General features: G+C 39.6%; 16 protein-coding genes. 3 read left to right on the forward strand and 13 right to left on the reverse strand.

Annotated features, from left to right (window positions below; genetic code table 11):
- Positions 1 to 51: 51 nt before the first annotated feature.
- Positions 52 to 1,056 carry a Tim44 domain-containing protein gene (locus tag EAH57_RS01300; protein ID WP_121928509.1) on the forward strand — a complete coding sequence of 335 codons (1,005 nt, stop codon included), beginning with the start codon at positions 52 to 54 and terminating at the stop codon, positions 1,054 to 1,056.
- Between the two features lie 302 nt (positions 1,057 to 1,358).
- On the opposite strand, the gene EAH57_RS01305 is transcribed toward EAH57_RS01300, so the two are convergent.
- Both EAH57_RS01305 and EAH57_RS01310 read right to left on the reverse strand, forming a co-directional pair.
- A complete protein-coding gene (locus EAH57_RS01305) occupies positions 1,359 to 1,853 on the reverse strand; it encodes a hypothetical protein (RefSeq protein WP_121928510.1) in 495 nt (164 codons plus the stop codon).
- A 287-nt stretch (positions 1,854 to 2,140) separates the two neighbouring features.
- On the reverse strand, positions 2,141 to 3,769 hold the full coding sequence (locus EAH57_RS01310; RefSeq protein ID WP_121928511.1) for an inorganic phosphate transporter: 1,629 nt from the start codon (positions 3,767 to 3,769) through the stop codon (positions 2,141 to 2,143).
- 437 nt (positions 3,770 to 4,206) lie between these two features.
- On the opposite strand from EAH57_RS01310, the gene metH reads away from it, so the two are divergent.
- A complete protein-coding gene (gene metH, locus EAH57_RS01320) occupies positions 4,207 to 7,893 on the forward strand; it encodes a methionine synthase (RefSeq protein WP_121928512.1) in 3,687 nt (1,228 codons plus the stop codon).
- Positions 7,894 to 7,937: 44 nt separating this feature from the next.
- Here metH and EAH57_RS16025 read toward each other — a convergent pair whose 3' ends face one another.
- The 7 genes from EAH57_RS16025 to EAH57_RS01355 all read right to left on the reverse strand — a co-directional run bounded on the left by EAH57_RS16025 (position 7,938) and on the right by EAH57_RS01355 (position 13,541).
- Positions 7,938 to 9,212 (reverse strand): hypothetical protein, encoded by a 1,275-nt coding sequence (locus EAH57_RS16025; protein WP_213071133.1) that lies wholly within the window; start codon positions 9,210 to 9,212, stop codon positions 7,938 to 7,940.
- Between the two features lie 292 nt (positions 9,213 to 9,504).
- Positions 9,505 to 9,873: a hypothetical protein gene (locus EAH57_RS01330; protein WP_121928513.1), complete on the reverse strand. Its 369-nt coding sequence runs from the start codon at positions 9,871 to 9,873 to the stop codon at positions 9,505 to 9,507.
- A gap of 223 nt (positions 9,874 to 10,096) precedes the next feature.
- Positions 10,097 to 10,477: an endonuclease domain-containing protein gene (locus EAH57_RS01335; RefSeq protein WP_121928514.1), complete on the reverse strand. Its 381-nt coding sequence runs from the start codon at positions 10,475 to 10,477 to the stop codon at positions 10,097 to 10,099.
- 123 nt (positions 10,478 to 10,600) lie between these two features.
- On the reverse strand, positions 10,601 to 11,878 hold the full coding sequence (locus EAH57_RS01340) for a glutaminase (protein ID WP_121928515.1): 1,278 nt from the start codon (positions 11,876 to 11,878) through the stop codon (positions 10,601 to 10,603).
- 154 nt (positions 11,879 to 12,032) lie between these two features.
- Positions 12,033 to 12,515, reverse strand: coding sequence for a peptide deformylase (gene def, locus EAH57_RS01345; RefSeq protein WP_121928516.1), 483 nt, complete (start codon positions 12,513 to 12,515; stop codon positions 12,033 to 12,035).
- A gap of 136 nt (positions 12,516 to 12,651) precedes the next feature.
- Positions 12,652 to 13,143 (reverse strand): DUF2505 domain-containing protein, encoded by a 492-nt coding sequence (locus EAH57_RS01350; RefSeq protein ID WP_121928517.1) that lies wholly within the window; start codon positions 13,141 to 13,143, stop codon positions 12,652 to 12,654.
- A gap of 107 nt (positions 13,144 to 13,250) precedes the next feature.
- The gene (locus tag EAH57_RS01355; RefSeq protein WP_121928518.1) at positions 13,251 to 13,541 is read right to left on the reverse strand and encodes a hypothetical protein; all 291 of its coding nucleotides are present in this window, start codon (positions 13,539 to 13,541) and stop codon (positions 13,251 to 13,253) included.
- A 106-nt stretch (positions 13,542 to 13,647) separates the two neighbouring features.
- Here EAH57_RS01355 and EAH57_RS01360 point away from each other — a divergent pair, with 106 nt between their 5' ends.
- Entirely contained in the window at positions 13,648 to 14,088 is a 441-nt protein-coding gene (locus tag EAH57_RS01360; RefSeq protein ID WP_004668980.1) for a universal stress protein, read from the forward strand.
- 58 nt (positions 14,089 to 14,146) lie between these two features.
- On the opposite strand, the gene EAH57_RS01365 is transcribed toward EAH57_RS01360, so the two are convergent.
- From EAH57_RS01365 to tauD, 4 genes are all read right to left on the reverse strand, one after another.
- Complete coding sequence (locus EAH57_RS01365; protein WP_121928519.1) at positions 14,147 to 15,310, reverse strand: alanine racemase; 1,164 nt, start codon at positions 15,308 to 15,310, stop codon at positions 14,147 to 14,149.
- A gap of 244 nt (positions 15,311 to 15,554) precedes the next feature.
- Entirely contained in the window at positions 15,555 to 16,835 is a 1,281-nt protein-coding gene (locus EAH57_RS01370) for a D-arabinono-1,4-lactone oxidase (protein WP_121928520.1), read from the reverse strand.
- Complete coding sequence (locus EAH57_RS01375) at positions 16,832 to 18,580, reverse strand: neutral/alkaline non-lysosomal ceramidase N-terminal domain-containing protein (RefSeq protein WP_121928521.1); 1,749 nt, start codon at positions 18,578 to 18,580, stop codon at positions 16,832 to 16,834. The genes EAH57_RS01370 and EAH57_RS01375 overlap by 4 nt, the downstream gene beginning before the upstream one ends.
- Before the next feature lie 237 nt (positions 18,581 to 18,817).
- A complete protein-coding gene (tauD, locus tag EAH57_RS01380; RefSeq protein WP_121928522.1) occupies positions 18,818 to 19,663 on the reverse strand; it encodes a taurine dioxygenase in 846 nt (281 codons plus the stop codon).
- Between the last annotated feature and the right edge of the window lie 14 nt (positions 19,664 to 19,677).

The following is a 19,677-nucleotide window of genomic DNA, read 5'->3' on the forward strand; positions in this document are numbered from 1 at the left end:
CAAATGCCTGCATAAATACACTTACTAATTGGAACTAAATAGGGATTTTCGATGCAAGTACACCAGCGTGGCTTGATGGCCGCTTTATTAATGGCAACCTTGGTTGCTGCACCACTCGCAGAAGCGAAACGTGCAGGCGGCGGAAAGAGTCATGGTATGAGCAGATCTAACTCATCTAGCCAGTCTTATCAACAACCTCGCCAAGCGACTCCACCAGCACAACAACAAGCCGCTCCGACTGCTGCACCTCAAAAGGCAGGTCCTGGTGTCGGTGGTATGGTTGCCGCAGGTGTTGCTGGCGCAGCATTAGGTGCCGTTGCAGCAAACGCAATGGCAGATGATAAAGATCCAGCTCAAACAGAACAACAAGCTGTTGCAGCCGAGGAGGAGAAACAAGGGCTTCCTAGTTGGATTTGGGTTCTACTTGCAGCAGCCGCCGCCTTCTTTGTGTTCCGCAGATTAGGCGCAAAAAAAAAATTAGCAGCAGATAATCCGTACGCTCCGAACAATAGCGGTCGAAATAATTTTAGCCGTCAAACAACATCACAACCAACTGCTCGTCAAACAGGTGACAACACCAATATCTTTGGTCAATCAGTTGGTGGTGGTGCTGCCACTCAAGCACCGTTTGGCAATGCTCCAACTCAAGCACCATTTGGTAGTGCTTCAACCAGCAATGGCAATCAACTGCCAGATGGTACTGAACCAGCTGCATTTTTACGTACTGCCCGTCAACGCTTCAATCACATCCAATCAGTAAACAACGCAAATAACATCCAAGAAATCCGTCGTTATTTGTCACCTGAGCTTTACAGTTCAATGTATAGCGACATTATGGCCAACCAAGACCAAGACGTTGCTGAATTTAGCAATCTCAATGCAATGGTGGTCGAAAGTTCAACTGAAAATGGTCAATATGTTGTCAGCGTTCGTTTTACGGGTACCGTAAGTGAAGACTTAAACAGCTTGCCACAACCATTTACCGAGATTTGGCACTTTGTTAAACCTGCTGGCTCACAACAAGATTGGGTTGTTGCAGGCATTCAGCAAGCTTAAAACCTGATAAAACAAAATGGCTACTTTGGGGTAGCCATTTTTTTGCCTATTTCAATCCTAAGGATGATGAAAATACGGATCTAATCGCTACCGCCCCTATTGTCGTTTCAAATTATCAGTCTGTTTACATTCTCTGTAGGCTCATATCTTGTTCGGTAAAACCAGTTCGGTGAAGGGTTGGATCTTTATGGGAAAACGATCATCCGAGGCTCCCTGTATGAATAATTTTTGTTAAATGTGTATCCCAAGCCTATTTTTGAGAAATACCGAAGTTTTGCTTTTTGCATAAACGCCTTATGCCCTTATCTCAATTGTTTTGAAATTTGCTTGAAATGGTCATTATCCACTTGGTAATACACGGTTTCACAAACGTCTTGATTACCATAGCGACTCCCCACAGCCATGACCAAACGACTGTCTTTTTGGTAAAAAATATCATTTGGGGTAAAGCCTTTCTGTTCACTATAACAATCAGCAAAGGTATCGGGCAAAACAAAACTCTGACCAGTTTTGGCATTATAGGCTAAAGCAAAGCTACATCCCCCACCACAACCTACCGTGTCCATAACATAATGCCCTGCAAAATTTGGTTTTCGTTGGGACATCTCTTTAAATAAAGTTCGGTATTTTTGGCTATGTGGATTAAGTTTTAAAGGTTGATTTTCTCCTGCGTAATTTTTTGTAGGATAATCCTGAAACTTGAGTGTTTTGGCATAGAGTGATGATGAACCCAAAACCAATAGGACCATATAAAAAACAGCACGTAATTCAGCCCAGATTCTAGATAAAAAATACATTTCCATTCCCCTTATACGCCATATGCTTATCAACTTTGAAACGCTTCACAGCGCTGAAGAACTACTTCAAAGTAGTTCACTCATTTACTGTTTGATTCAACATACCATTAAGCCTCATCGTTATATTTGCCGATGACAAAGCAAAATGATGAACAGTACAAGCTTATGCATTTATAAATTATAGGCTTGAATATGCCGTTAAGAACAAATTTACGCAAGAGAGCCATTTAAAAACAAAAAAGCCTTGCCGAAGCAAAGCCTTTAACATCTAAAATCGAATCGTTAAATCAAGAAACGAACTGCAAGAATAACCAGTACAAGCCACCTGATAAACAGATCGTTGCTGGCAAAGTGAATACCCATGCAGACAAAATGGTTCTCACCGTAGCGAAGTTCAAGCCTGACTTATTCGCAACCATCGTACCCGCAACCGCACTGTTTAAGACATGCGTCGTTGAAACTGGCATACCAAAACCATCAGCCGCAGCAATGGTACTCATCGCAACAAGCTCAGCAGACATCCCTTGACCATAGGTCATGTGATTCTTACCAATACGCTCACCCACAGTAATAACAATACGTTTCCAGCCCACCATCGTACCGAGACCAAGCGCAAGAGCGACTGCTACTTTTACCCAAGTTGGGATGTACTGTAAAAATGAATCCATATTGCTACGATATTCTTTTACAACTTTTTTCTGTTCGTCAGTCATCACTGGTAATGCTTCAGCTTTGTCTAAACGCTTAAATGCCGTTGTACTCAAGTACATGTCATTACGTAACTCTGCCACACCTTCTTCAGGAATGCTTTTGAGATCACCATAAGCTGCAACTTTTTCACCTAAATGATTGGTCATACTTGCCAATGCAGGTACAACTTCAGGCGTTTGTTCTTTGGTTTGAATATACGTGGTCAGCACTTCACGCGCTTTTTCATCAGAAAAATCTTGTCGATCAACATTTAGAACTAAAGCCGTTTGAGAAGACAATTGTTCAAATGATTGTAGATGTTTTTCATCTAAATTTTTATTTAATGAATATGCCAATGGAACCAAACCAATCAAGATCAACATGATTAAGCCCATGCCCTTTTGACCATCATTTGAACCGTGAGCAAAACTAACCCCAGTACAAGTAAAAATCAAAATACCGCGAATTAACGGTGGTGGTGGCTTATTGCCAACAGGCGGCTGGAATAACTCCATTTGGTTTTTAAATATCTTCTTAACCAACAAGAATAGAACCGCAGCGAAAGCGAAACCAATCATTGGCGAGAACAGTAAAGCCTTACCAACTTTAAGCACTTGATCCATGTCAATGCCACTGGTCGCACCAGTTGAAGCATTGAGCAAGTGGTTCATAATCCCCACGCCCAAAATTGAGCCAATCAAAGTGTGCGAGCTAGAAGCAGGAATACCGAGAAACCATGTTCCAAGATTCCACATAATCGCCGCAATCAGCAATGCAAAGACCATCGCAAAGCCTGCACCACTGCCTACATTCATAATCATTTCAACAGGAAGCAATGCAATAATACCGTATGCAACTGCCCCACTCGCGACCATAACCCCTAAGAAGTTACAGAAGCCCGCCCACATCACCGCTACAGGTGCAGGAAGCGCATTGGTATAAATGACCGTCGCTACCGCATTGGCAGTATCATGGAAACCATTTACAAACTCGAAAGCCAAAGCAATAAAAAGAGCCGTTGATAATAAAATGACAGAATATAAACTTAAAGCAGGAACATGTGCTAAGTCAGCACTGACCTGAAAACCGATATAAATAAGTGTTGCAACAATAATCGTCAAAAACACCGGCATAAAAAATTTCGGTGTTGGTACATGTACATTCGTTGATTTTGCCGCTGGGTTGGCAAGTGGTGAATCCGAAGCAGGGGGAAGATTAGAATTCATGTAGACGGACAGAGGATAATGAAATCCCCTGTATTGTTTAATTAAATTATGACAATTATATGACAAAGGAATGCCATATGAAGCCAAAATTTCATATTTTCACACTGATTTTCGATACTTTTTGGCGATAAATCCACCTACTTATTATATAAATACCAATGAAAACAAATGATTAATAAAACAAAAACACCTTAAAAACTGTTTGTCTGATTTTGCAACAAATGCTACGAAAGTTGACATCTTATTGTCATATTTCAGGGCACCTGTCTTATTTTTAAACATTATTCCGTTTAATTATTTCAATTTAATGAAACGTCGATGACATTTTTAATGTGAACTGACAGATCATCACTCTGCTGTACTGAAAATACGCGCATTGATACGGCTTCTGTTACAATGCCCCTGCTTTTTATCTTCATTTTTTACTGGGGTTCCTTATGTCCACACTTGCCACCCTAAAATCACTTCTCGCCCAGCGCATCCTGATCATTGATGGTGCAATGGGAACTATGATTCAACGCCATAAATTAGAAGAAGAAGATTATCGTGGGGAACGTTTCGCAGACTGGGCATCGGACCTTAAAGGTAATAACGATTTATTGGTTCTAACACAACCACAAATTATTCAAAGCATTCATGAAGCGTATTTGGATGCTGGTGCAGACATTATCGAAACCAATAGTTTCAATGGTACTCGCGTTTCAATGTCCGATTATCACATGGAAGATTTGGTTCCTGAGATCAACCGTGAAGCAGCGCGTTTAGCCAGAGCGGCCTGTGATAAATACTCAACGCCAGACAAACCACGCTTTGTGGCTGGTGTATTGGGGCCAACATCACGCACCTGTTCAATTTCGCCAAATGTTAATGATCCTGCATTTCGTAATATTACTTTCGATGAACTTAAAGAAAACTATATAGAAGCAACCCATGCTTTGATCGAAGGTGGTTCGGACATCCTCCTAATCGAAACCGTTTTTGATACCTTAAACTGTAAAGCAGCGATCTTTGCGGTCAAAGAAGTCTTCAAGCAAATCGGTCGTGAACTGCCATTGATGATTTCAGGCACGATTACCGATGCTTCTGGTCGTACATTAACAGGTCAAACTGCCGAAGCGTTCTGGAACTCTGTCCGTCACGGCGACTTACTTTCTATCGGCTTTAACTGTGCTTTGGGTGCAGACGCAATGCGCCCGCATGTTAAAACCATTGCCGATATTGCTGATACTTTTGTTTCAGCGCATCCAAATGCAGGATTGCCAAACGCGTTTGGTGAATATGATGAAACACCTGAACAAACGGCTGAGTTCATCAAAGAATTTGCTGAAAGTGGTTTGATCAATATCACAGGCGGATGCTGTGGGACTACACCAGATCATATTCGTGCGATTTATAATGCCGTAAAAGATATTAAACCACGACAAGTACCTGAAACCGTTCCTGCCTGTCGTTTAAGTGGTTTAGAGCCATTTAACATTTATGATGATTCGCTCTTTGTGAATGTCGGTGAACGTACCAACGTCACAGGTTCAAAAAAATTCCTGCGTTTAATTCGTGAAGAAAACTTTGCCGAAGCCTTAGAAGTTGCTCAGCAACAAGTGGTGGCAGGTGCACAGATCATCGATATTAATATGGATGAAGGGATGCTCGATTCGCAAAATGCGATGGTCCATTTCCTGAATCTTGTGGCATCTGAGCCTGATATTTCTCGTGTGCCGATCATGATTGACTCATCAAAATGGGAAATCATTGAAGCAGGTTTGAAATGCGTACAAGGTAAACCCGTTGTCAACTCGATTTCCTTAAAAGAAGGTTATGACGAGTTTGTCGAGAAAGCTCGATTATGCCGCCAGTATGGTGCTGCTGTGATTGTCATGGCATTTGACGAAGCTGGTCAGGCGGATACCGCTGCACGTAAACGCGAAATCTGTAAACGCTCTTATGACATTTTGGTCAATGAAGTCGGCTACCCTGCTGAAGATATTATTTTTGACCCGAACGTCTTTGCAATCGCGACAGGTATTGAAGAACACAACAACTATGCTGTGGACTTTATCGAAGCAACGGGTTGGATCAAACAGAACTTACCTCATGCGATGATTTCAGGTGGTGTCTCTAACGTCTCATTCTCATTCCGCGGAAATGAGCCTGTCCGTGAAGCGATTCACTCAATGTTCCTATACTATGCCATCAAACAAGGCATGACCATGGGGATCGTCAATGCGGGGCAAATGGCCATTTATGATGATATTGACCCTGAGCTCAAAGCAGCAGTTGAAGATGTTGTTCTGAATCAAAATCAAGGTGAATCAGGGCAAGTTGCCACAGAAAAGTTGCTGGAAGTTGCTGAAAAATACCGCGGTCAAGGTGGCGCTCAACGTGAAGCTGACAATCTTGAGTGGCGTAATCAATCTGTAGAAAAGCGTCTTGAATATGCCCTTGTTAAAGGCATCACCACCTATATTGATGAAGATACAGAAGAAGCACGTTTAAAAGCAAAACGCCCACTTGATGTCATCGAAGGCGCATTGATGGATGGTATGAACGTCGTCGGTGACTTATTCGGTTCGGGCAAAATGTTCTTACCACAAGTGGTCAAATCTGCGCGCGTGATGAAACAAGCGGTGGCATGGCTGAATCCGTATATCGAGGCGGCAAAAACGAATAGCAAGCCTAAAGGTAAAGTCCTGATGGCAACCGTCAAAGGCGACGTTCATGATATTGGTAAAAATATCGTGGGTGTGGTGCTTGGTTGTAATGGCTACGATATCGTTGACCTTGGTGTCATGGTCTCTTGTGAGAAAATCCTGCAAACGGCGATTGATGAGAAATGTGACATCATCGGCTTGTCAGGTTTGATTACCCCGTCACTGGATGAAATGGTCTTTGTTGCCAAAGAAATGCAACGCAAAGGCTTTAATATTCCGCTATTGATTGGTGGTGCGACCACATCGAAAGCCCATACCGCAGTAAAAATTGACCCTCAATATTCAAATGATGCGGTGATTTATGTTGCCGATGCATCGCGTGCGGTGGGTGTTGCAACCACCCTACTTTCACCTGAAATGCGTGGCAGTTTTATCGCAGAACAACGTGCTGAATATGCCAAAATTCGTGAACGCTTAGCCAATAAACAACCTAAAGCGGCAAAACTGAGCTACCCAGAATCTGTTAAAAATGGCTTTAAGGTCGATAAAGATTATGTGCCGCCGATTCCAAATACATTGGGCACACACGTTCTCACCAACTACCCACTTGCAACCTTGGTGGAGTATTTTGACTGGACACCATTCTTTATTTCTTGGAGTTTGGCAGGCAAATTTCCGAAAATTTTACAAGATGAAGTTGTCGGTGAAGCAGCAACAGATCTATATAATCAAGCACAAGCGATGTTAAAAGACGTGATCGACAACAAACTGTTCGATGCACGTGCCGTATTTGGTTTGTACCCTGCGCAACGCACTGGTGCGGATACGGTCAGTGTATTTGACGAAACAGCTCAACAGCTCACGCATACTTTTGAACACGTACGCCAACAATCTGACAAAGTCACAGGTAAACCAAATCTGTCTTTAGCTGACTTTATTAAACAATCTGAGCAGCCAGAAGATTATCTTGGTGGTTTTACCGTGTCGATCTTCGGTGCGGAAGAATTGGCAAATGAATATAAAGCCAAAGGTGATGACTATTCTGCAATTTTAATTCAGTCTTTGGCAGATCGTTTTGCTGAAGCATTTGCAGAACATTTACATCAGCGTGTCCGTAAAGAGTTTTGGGGCTATAAAGTCGATGAGACTTTGGACAATGATGAACTGATCAAAGAAAAGTATGTCGGTATTCGTCCTGCACCGGGTTATCCTGCGTGCCCTGAGCATTCTGAAAAAGCAGTGCTATTTGATTGGTTAGGTTCGGAAGAAAAAATTGGTACGAAACTGACTGAACACTTTGCGATGATGCCACCTTCTTCTGTCAGTGGTTTCTACTATTCACATCCTGAAAGTGAATACTTTAACGTAGGCAAGATTTCTCAAGATCAGCTTGAGGATTATGCAAAACGTAAAGGTTGGACACTAGATGAAGCGAAGCGTTGGTTAGCACCGAATTTAGATGATTCGATTGGATAAACTTATGTGATAAAAAATCCCCTCGATTGAGGGGGTTATTTTCCTTATCTTGAATTAAGGACTCCTGCGATGTAAATCGTTCCATTTAATACATCTTTTCCTAATTTAACATTATCAAATTTAAAAGTTTTTTTATCCGAATTGATTGATAAGCCTAAACAAGAGTTATTACGATCTCCGCAGGTTATCTTTGATTCACCATCAACACTTTCAATTGATAGATTTCCGTTAAACTCTTGAATTATATTTAAAAAATATGATTCAGAATAATTCTTTAAATTGATTGCATATATTTTCTGATCATTAATGACATAAGCGAAATCAATCCTTGAGGTTGATAATAGAACATTTTCATTGTTGAGGCTTAAATTAGAGATATTTCTAGGGATATCAAAATTTATATTTAATATTTTATTTATATCTCTTTCTTTATCATACAATTTTAAGTTTTCCATATTAATTGATAATATTTTTCCATTATCTGTCCATGAGATAAATGAAGCTGGAACAAAGTCATCAAAGGAAAAATTTAATTTACCTTTTTTATTATAATTAATAATTTCTAAGCGTGTATCCTTGAATGAATTACTCTCTGCTACACCTTGGTAAATATGAATACTAATAGTCTCTTCATCATTTTTAAAATTAAGATGGTCTACACTACTGATATACTCACCGCTACCATCTCTATAGAAAACAACGTCGGAATCTATCACAGATAGTTGATAAGTTTGATCATCAAATTTTAGGCTTCCTTTTTTCTTTATTTCTGGAAATCGATTTTTATTGAAAGCTAGCCAATTAGATGGAATTTTGAATTCCAAATCACCTGAAATAGTTGCAGGTATAGCTCTTGCACTCTCTCTTTCCGCTTCCTCTACGTAATCTCTAATCAGTTGATTAGAATTTTTTTTAAAACTTACCTTTAATTTCCGACCAACTTCGTCAAATCTATAACTAGTATTATCGGCACATTCCAAATAACTGATACAGAATAAAAAACTATATTTGTAATTACTTCCCCAAGCAAGTGTAGCAAAACTAGCTTTTTTATTTTCCGCTATAAGTCTTAGATCTCCGTAAAAAAAATCATTTAATTTATCAAACTCCCAAAACGAAAGAGTTACGTCAGGGTCATTTCCTTTAGCACTTAAACTATAATTTCCAACTTTCAAATTTAGCTTAATTTTATCGTTAAACTCCTCAGCTTGAATTGTGAGTATATTTTTTTCAACTGAACCTCCTACTTTCTTATCACTACCACATCCAGTGATAAGAAAAACTGTTAATACACTTATACTTATTAATTTAAAATTCATAAATCACCTAATTATTTTATAATATACAAGAATTTAATAATTACAGATAAATTTGTTTCTGTGAATAAAATTCGTTTTTTAAAATTTAGCGTGCCATCCCTGACCTTGAAAGTTGAGAGATACTCATACCAACTATTTAACCTATATTTTTTTAATCCTCCCTAACCATCCTTTAAAAATGAGAAGGTACAGATAATAAAATAACAACTTTAGATTTACGACAGCCCTCTTTACTAAAAGGTATTGCAATCTCTGTTTCCAAACAAAATAACTACTTGATACAGATTAGAATTTAGAATAGATCACTTAAATGACAACTTTTTCTTTCTGTAACATCACTAATTGAATCAACTAAAAGCATATTCTTATTTCCATCACCTCTATAAGCTCCAACAACCTCAGCATATACAGGTTTTATCATATCTTTTTCCTTAGATAAAAAGTTTGATACTGCTTTTTCATCACTCCATTCAGCATCTTTTAGTTCATATATATTTCTACTAATATCACAACGCGTCAAAATCACTTTCTTGTTTTTAACTTCTAACGTCCCTATAAAAATATCCATCACCTCACTTGATTCAATAGACTCAGCAAAAGTAGTCAAAGGATTCAGTAACATATACACAATTAAAAGTAATATGAGGTAAATTTTTTTCATTGAAACGCTCCTAGCGTATGACATCGAAAAGTATATTCATCTGATAATTCATTCAATTTTAGTCATTAAGTTTAATATGCTTTTTACTAAACTACTTTCATAAATTTGAGGATATAAATAATTATAATCCTCCCCAACCCTCCTTTACAAAGGAGAGAGTGCCGCGAAATCTAAGACCTACATTCAACTCATGGTAAAGTCCCCCTTTGCTAAAGGTGAGAACCTAAGTTTCGCAAGACAGGGATTCCAATCTCTGCTGAACAACCCAATAAACCTGCTCCACCACAGCATGAGTTTCAACCAAAATCTGATGATTAGAAAATCTGAGAACCAAAAGCCCTAACTCACTTAAAGTTTGATCTCGATTCTGGTCCACTTCCAAACCCTCTTCTGTATAATGCTGCCCACCATCACATTCAATTACTAAATTTACTGTGGGACAATAGAAATCCACAATAAAATTTAGAATAGGCTTCTGTCTATAAAACTGTAGTCCTAAAATCTGTTTACGTCTTATTCTTTGCCATAGTAGTTGCTCAGCATCTGTCATATTACTTCTTAAATTTCGACATGCTTGCTTTAGATTCTTATTATAAGGCTTCATTAATCTCCACTTTTAAGCAGACATCTGCTCTGCAAACAACACGCCATCCAAGTGATTCATGTATAGCGTGATGCTAACCTCACCGCCGCAATTCAGACGAATGCTATTTAAGGCTCTTTCTTCTTACAGCTCTTTCTGTTTCTCAATCAAATCATCAAGGTTCTGATAAACATGTAAGACACGATCTTTATGAGTTCGTGCATGATCTAGACGTTGTTCAGGGTCGACCAAAAGCAAGGTATGCCCATCATCAATCAAGCGATCGACTCCCTCTAGGAACATACGTTTACCGACATCATGAATGATTGAAATTTGAGTCAAATCAATCACGATTGTGCTTTGATCAATCGGCTCGGCTTGTAAAATACGCAATAACATTTCTGCTTCAGTAAATTTCAAAACGCCCCGAAGCACATACACACTTAATGATGCATTTTTCCCAGTTCGATAATGGCTCTGTACAATGGTTTGTGCTGAAGGTGTGCCTTCCATCAGATGCAAACCCATATCTCGTGATAGCCGTTCTAAAATATCGATTCCTCTTACACTATTCCCATGCTCATCGAGCTTCGGAGAAAAAGCAGCAATACTGACCTGACCAGGCAACACACCTAATATTCCGCCTGCGACACCACTTTTGGCAGGAATTCCAACAGTCGTGAGCCAATCACCTGCTGCATCATACATGCCACAGCTCATCATCACGCTCAGGACTTGTCGTACCACAGCACTATTCAATAAACGTTTTCCAGTTTTGGGATCAACACCGCCATTGGCAAAAACACTGCCCATATGCACCAGATCTTTGACTGTTACCAATATCGAGCATTGACGAATATAGCCATTCACAATATCAACAGGGTCAGTTTCCAAAATCCCGACTGTCCTCAACATATAACCAATCGAGAGATTGCGATAAGCAGTTTTCACCTCAGAATCATAAACAGCATCATCAAAACGCAGTTCACGTCCTGCAAGCTCACTCAAAAATTGCCGTAAAATTTCTGCACTAGATAAATTTTCTTTAGCGGGGATCAATGAATGTGTGGTGATTGCACCTGAGTTAATCATCGGATTTTTAGGACGGCGATCTTTACCCAATGAAATTTCATTAAATGCCTCACCCGATGGTTCAACCCCAACTTTATCTAATACAGCGTCAATACCAAGCTGTTGTAGCACATAGGCATAAGTGAATGGTTTAGACATCGATTGAATTGTGAATTCAATCTCATCATCCCCAACTGAATAGATTTCACCATCTACTGTAGACAATGCCAACGCCAAGCGATTGGGATTTGCATTTGCCAACTCAGGAATATAATCGGCTAGATGACCACCGTTATCGATATCACAGGCATCAATCACATGTGCCAAATAATCAGGAAGAGGAGTTTTCATGGTCATCTAGCCTTTGAATGTTTCAAGTTATAATTTAGATTAAGTCTTATAGTACAGATTACTGATAATATTGAAATTATAGCTTTTGTAATAATTTAAAGGTTGCCATACACCGTGTAAATTTAAAGTATGTTTTAAAATGCCATACATCAAACTAACTCATCCGCTCCACAAACAACACACCATCCAAATGATCAACTTCATGTTGAACGATCCGCGCGGGAAAACCCTCATATGTGGTTTCAACCACCTCACCTTGCAAAGTGTAATAACGTACTTTGATCGCTTGTGCTCGCTCCACTACACCGCGCTGATCTGGCACACTCAAGCACCCTTCTTCACCTAAACAAGTCGCTTGAGAAAACGCTAGAATCTCAGGATTCACCATTACCACCGCATCCATTTCAGGCGCATCCGGATAGCGTATATTTGGACGTGAAGCGACAATAATAATTCGTTTTGAAATATAAACCTGCGGTGCAGCAATCCCAACACCATTACGCTCAAGCATGGTCGCATGCATCGCTGAAGCAAGTTGCATCAACCATTCACTATTAAACTCTCCATCCCCAACGGTTGCAGCTTTAAGGGTTAAAATATCTTCACCGCGCTGTGCTACAGCTAAAACCACACTCATAACAATGACCTTATTCTTGATCAAATAGTAAATAACATAGTATTGGATATTTCATGTGGCTTCTATCATTTTCACGCTAAAATAAAAAAACGCTCCGTATTGATGATACGAAGCGTTTTTTCTAATCTAAGTTAAATTAAAGATTTTTCTTTAATTCATCAGCAACAATTTCAATTTCAAGTTGGCTAAATTTACGAATTTCACCTTCAGCATGTCTCTCTAGCATACCGCCAATCAAAGGCACTTTTACTTTTACAGTCCAAGTCAAAGAGATATTTACTTTCTCACTGTCACCAGTAACGCTACGCTCACCCTTTGCTTCTAAAGGTAAATTTGCACCCAACTCAACCGTTGAAGTTAAATTTTTCAAATGGGTAATATCAGAACGTTTTAAGCGGAATGCATTTTTTAACAACTTTTTCGCAACATCTGGAATATTTACATCAAGATTATATTCACGGCGCAGCGTATAAGTATCACCGTTTATAGCAGATTCAATAATTTCTAAGTTTTCCCCAGGAATACGTTTACACACTGCTTCATGCAAAGCTGTATTCGCAACCAGTCTTGAAAATTCTTCAATTGAAACACCATGAATTGTTTCATTTACCGTAAATTGATGTGCCATTTTTAAATTTCCATTTCGTTTTATTTAGGATTTCATCACCGTCTGAAGTATATCATTCTCATTTGAATCGCAAAGTCTGAACTAGCAAAAATTGGTGACTGCTCCGATTAGTTATTCTTATTGTGATTTTCTCGTATGCCTAATTTTACAGCAACTGATGTCGTACGACTGATCGATAAATAATGATGACCATATTCAATCACAGCATAGAACTGTTCAGCTCCATCGTCTAAGCCTGTTGCTGACCATGTCGTACCTTGAGGAAACTCATCTAACCACGTCGCTTTATAAAAATCTGAAACCGAATCAAAACATAAATATGTTTCAGGATCGGCGATTATTTTATTCGCTATCTTGTCGAATTTTTGCTGTTTAAAAGCATCTAAGCTGAGTAACACAAAGGTTCCTATTTTTATTTGCTTGAGGCGGCTTAAGTATGTTATCAACATATTAGGGTCTTCAACAAACCCAAATGATCACAACGATAAATTATAAGGAGTAACCATGTCTTATCAAAATATTTTAGTCCCTGTGGACGACTCTCCAATTTCTTATGCGGCGGTTGAACATGCACTGTCTTTGGCGAAATTATCAGGTGCAAAAGTCACAGTGCTAAGTGTGGTTGCAGTTGATCCTTATGTGGGCGTGGACTTTTACCAAGTTGCACCTGCGATAACTGAGCATTTTATGCAAGCTGAAGCACATGCAAAAACACAGTTACAGGACATTGCTCAATCATTTAGTCAAAATGATATCAATGTTGCCACTAAAATTTATCATGGCTCGGCCAGTGAAGGCATACTTTTTGTTGCTGATGAAATTGGGGCAGATTTGATTATTATGGGTTCGCATGGTCGTACTGGGGTAAAACGTTTATTGCTCGGTAGTGTTGCTCGTACAGTCCTGACTGAATCACACATTCCAGTTCTGGTCATAAAGCAATAAAGTATCTTCTGATTCAAAAACCTTGTGCTAAATCACAAGGTTTTTTATTGCATTACCGCTATTCTCGAAAAGTTTCCCATGTTTCAAAGACATGCTGTTTGTACAACTGTAACTCAGAAAACTGAGGGATAACTGCCTCACTTTGTGTCGGTCTTAAAAATACAAAATCATCTACTTGAATATCACAATCTTTCGGGACATTAACCAGCTCTTGGTTACTACTACGTCCATATAAAACATGCGGATGTGATTGTTTTGGATAGACATAATTTGCTAGCCAATATCCTCCATAAATAAACAACGCCTTAGATTTATGTGGCAATTTATCGAGTAAAGACATAGAAGGAAGCTGAGTAAAAGGCAGTACTTTTAATACAGGCGCGGCAATCCATAATGCAGGCTGCAAAGCTTTTAAAAAATCACTGTCAAAATCGCTTGGTTTTAATAACATAGAGCCGAAAGATAAGTCGTTGCAAACACTTTCAGTAGTATGAAAACTGAAAGTTGGACTACCACCACCATTAAAACAAAGTTCATCATTCCATAACATTGGGAACTGTTTTTGAATGAGATTTTGATAATTTGCATAAATCTGTTGTGATTCTATATACGCAAGTTCAGGCTTTTTAATGATAGCTGGAATTTTATTGACATGTGCGTCATAGCCCATCAAGCCTGATAGCTTTAAATGCTGTGGATATTGCTGAATCAGTTTCAATATTTCAGCAAGTTGCTGGGTGGACTGCACTCCACCACGATGTAAGCCGACATCAATTTCAATATTCACGTTTAAGCAAATTGAATATACCTGAGCAATTTCCAAATACTGCTGTAGGCGTTGTTTGGTATCAATTAGCCACTGAATCTTGGCGTGTGACCATTCGGAATACTTTTCATAAAAATAACCTGTGGCTTGGGCTGGCATGGGCTTGCCTAATAAAATATCAGCTTCAGCAAAGTTTTCTAAGATTGAAATAATATGTGGTTGGTGAAACACCATAAAGCGTTGCGTATTGATCTGTTCAGACAACATTTTTAATAAATCTAGACAGGCAAGCGATTTCACCACCAAACGTGCTTTCAAGTGCTGAGCATGTGACAAACGCACTTGTACGTGTTGGATATTTTGTTTTAAAGCAGCCGCATCCACGATGAGTTGTGGTGTCGCAACCCTCTGTTTTTTTAAATCGAAATTGAGTTGTTTAAAATAATGATCCAACATTTTTTATCCTTTTCAATCAAAGAAAATTTACATACAATTCGATACGTGAAAAAGTCATCTACAACCTGAGCAAGCCAAAGCGACTGTAGCGTTAGCGAAGCGCAAGAAGTTAAAATACACCTTAATAAGCTTTAAACACCTCTCAGGGCGAAACCAAAGTAAGTCTAGCTGAAAGCTTATTCCTTAATTAGATGAGAATACGGCATGACTCCGCTAAAAATATTCCAGCCCATACAAACGCTCTTTAACCCAAAAACAACTTTTCTAAATATGGATTTAAAAACTTGGCTTGCGGATCAAGTCGCTGACGCAAGGCCATAAAATTATCCCACTTTGGATATAAAGCACGAAGCTGCGTCGTAGTTATATTATGCATTTTCCCCCAATGTGGACGACCCTTATATTTCTGCAAAATCGGTTCAACAACATCAAAAATCAAACTCGGATCTTGTTTATGATATTGATGAACTGAGATCGAAATCGAATCTTGCTGATAAAAAGGACTCAACCAAATATCATCACCTTTGACAAAGCGAAATTCGAGTGGGAAAAAAGTTGAAACTTTATAATTTCTTAAGGTATGTAAAACCTCATCTAGACATTCGATGCCTTGCTCAACAGGAATCTGATATTCCATTTCATTGAATTTGGTATTTCGCGGCGTTGGAAATATCTTACTCGACCAATCCACGTAAGTTGTTGGTTTAACCAGTACACCTAAAAGCTTCTGCAAATATGGATTGATTGGTGGGAAAAATCGGGTGAGCTCAGAGCACATGGTCAGCAAAGTATCATCCGACGGGAAGTTTTCTTTACGTGGCAATATCTTCTCATCAGTTTCATCTAAGGTTTTTAACATCACCTGTTTTTCATAGGAAAATACAAAACACTCAATGTGCCGATGCTGATGCTTCCATTGCTGAATATGATGCATCATATCTTCGAGGGGACAAAGTTCGATGTGCTCTTTCAGCTTATATCGTGGACGATTTTGCATGGTGATCTTGGTCAAAACCCCTAAACTGCCTAAGGAAACACGTCCTGCGGCAAAAATTTCAGGATGTTCGCTTCGACTACATTTTAGGATTTCACCTGAAGCCGTCAGTAACTCAAAGGCTTCAACATAAGCCGAAATACAATGCAAATCTGCGCCTGTTCCATGTGTACCTGTTGAAACTGCACCTGCCAGACTTTGCTGATCGATATCGCCCTGATTCATCAAGGCTTGATTGATCGGGTGTAAGTGTTGATCTAAGTTGTATAACCGTGTTCCTGCATAGATGGTACTTTGACAGCGGTCAATATCTGAAGACTCCACACCCGCTATACGATCTAAAGACAATAACAAAGCATCTGTACAGACCAACGGCGTAAATGAATGCCCTGCACCAACTACCCGTATTTTAGGATAGTCTTGCACAATTCGCTGTAACTCTAAAATATTGGTTGGTTGTAAGATCTGCGTAGGATAGGCCTTTTGAAAACCTGACCAATTCGACCAAGTTGCCTGACTAAATTCATTCATACTGCCTCTCCTTGGCCTACGGCAGTTTTTAAGTTACCGTGATTGGTTCGCTTTGCGAGTTCTTGTTCTGGAATCGGCTTTGGCCGCGTCGTTTGATCATAACCTTGATCATCGTTACGTTTATGTTTCCGCTGTAATAATTGTTCTGCTAAATGTTTGAATTTGCTTTGACAAGCGGCAAGTGTCCATTGCCCAAATAAGGTATGCCCACCTTCATAAGCTTGTTCTTGGTATTCTTCATATGTGGTGACATAACCCATATAATCATTGCAATAAGAACTTAACCAAACTCGATCTATCTCAGGCTGATCAGCCAAAACTTGTTTTACAGTATGAATAACGCGTTGTCCTGCAATCGTCGTAAACTCACCCGGACAGCATACAAGTGCTAACTGACCTAATCGAATGATTTGTAATGGCACAACACTCGGCACTAAAGGACTTTGCTGTATTGCCCCTACTTTGACTTGTCGATTCATTTCTGCAATCAACGGATCAAGCATACTCGGCGGAAAGCCAATCGGCTGCCCTAAAATCTTTTTTGCGCCTGCTTCTAGTAAAATTTGCTTAGGTCCTTGTGAGGCATATAGTTGTTGATAGGCAGTAAAATCAGATGCTAAAGGATGCTTGGTTTTTTGTTTTCGAAATTGATTGGCTAAAAACTGCATCGCTTTGATTAAAGGCTTTGGCGCACCGAGTCCATCGACAGGCGTTCCTGCAAAAAAAGCAACGCCATGACATGGTTGACTGGTTTTGGCACCGACGTGCCCAGCAGCAAACTCAGGCGGAATCTCAATATTGCTTAAATCCACATAAGACAATACCCCATCAATTTCTCCCTTAATCTGTTGCAAAGGATACTGAAATGCCGCTAAAGCCAATTCACTTTGATAACGTCCATTTTGCTGTGCATATTGGTACTCTTGTTCGCCTTTAATTTTGTTTCGAATCTTGAGTTGGTTTTTGCCATGAAAATGTGGAGACACATCGCCTGCAGTTGCTTGCGCAAAAATCGTGACAGGATTTTGAATCCCCTGATCAATCAAAGACTGCTCTGAAAATGCAGCGGCATAGCCCTTATTATCGCCATCATGTGCTTTTAAATTATTTCCAAGACAAGTTGCATGCACCCCAAACAAAGAAATAAAGGATTGTAATTTTTGCGCTCGATAAAAACCGATCAGTTGCATTTCACGATTCATCGCCAAATGTGTTTCAGTTTCTGAATAATGGATGACATCAGGATTACGGTTATAAGCCTTGATTGAACGATTCCATGCCACAGGTGTATTTTCTGCAAAATTCTGTGTGGTCAGGAAAATCTCAGTCTCTTGTTCTTGCTCTATGGCGGTCAGAATACTCAGAATAATCGCATCGACAATCGCGCTTAAATGTTCGGGCACAAAACCCGGTGTTGGCATGTTATACAAGGCTTCATGTGCACAGCCACCCGGCCCTGAATGTGTATGGGTTGCGGTCAAGACCAATTGATTTTCATTAAACGCTGAACCAAAGCTTTGCTGAAGCCTCGTCACCGTTTGATTACGCATGGCATGGGTAATACAGCCTAAATCGAGACAGCAAAAAATAAGCCGATTTTGCTGCTGATCGACGATGCTAAAACTACGCACATATAAAGCCGTTCGCTTTTCATAAGCACGATGTGACCATTGGCCATAACCAAACATGGCGTAGCCTTTGGGTTTTATTTGAATTTCCTGCTTATCCCAACCAACCTGATACATTGGTACATTCCCTTATTAAATTCTTTTTCTAACTATCTGTTATAAAGCATGTTTAAAGTTAAACAAAATTATGCGATAGCCAAAAGCGTTAAGGGAATTTATTTTTTTATAAAGAGGGATTTTGGTCTAAAAAAATGTATTTTTTGTCAAATGTTCAACAGATTATCATTCAAGCACAAACAAGCTTAGGACTCATTAGCATCCCAAGCTTGCTTTAAATAACCGAAAAATAGAAACTTAACTTGCAGCTTGATAAAACGGTACATCACCATTAATGGTGGCGCGATGCATAATCCGATGCGCATCACCATAATCAAATAAAGCTTTATGCTGCGTACAACGATTATCCCAAATTGCTACGTCACCCGCCTGCCACTGCCAACGTAAATGGAACTGCTCACTGGTCGCATGCGCAAATAGATACTGTAACAACTCAGCACTTTCGGCTTTATCTAATTCATTAATACGCGTGGTAAAACCTTCACTCACAAATAAAACCGGCTGACCTGTGACAGGATGGGTTCTCACCACTGGATGAATGACAGGAGGATTACGTTTAAATGTTTGTTCAAGTTTTTGACGCTCAACCTCATTATGTGCAAAACGTTCAATCGGGAAAGACTGACGAATATCATGGGTAGCCGTTAAGCCTTGCAACTTTTGCTGTAAGTCTTGATCCAGTGCAGCAAATGCAGCGGCTCCACTTGACCACAACGTATCACCACCGACTGGTGGAATCTTGATGGCTTGTAAGACACAACCTAATGGCGGATTTTGGCTAAATGTGACATCGGTATGCCATAACTCATTGTCACGTAAGTCTTGTTTCCAACTATCCAATACAATGATTTCAGGTACATTTTCCACCGTTGGAAAAATCGGATGAATATGCAAAGAACCAAAACCACGTGCCAAATCAGCTTGGGCTTGTGGTGCTAACTGCTGATGACGGAAGAAAATCACATGATGATCAAGCAACGCCTGTTGAATGTGTTGGGTGGTCTTTTCATCAACCGTATTTAGATCTACATCGTGAATAATTGCACCAATGCTTGGTTTAATGATTTCAAGATTTAACGTCATTTTTACATCCACAC

Source organism: Acinetobacter sp. 2JN-4 (assembly GCF_003687745.1).
Lineage (GTDB): Bacteria > Pseudomonadota > Gammaproteobacteria > Pseudomonadales > Moraxellaceae > Acinetobacter > Acinetobacter halotolerans.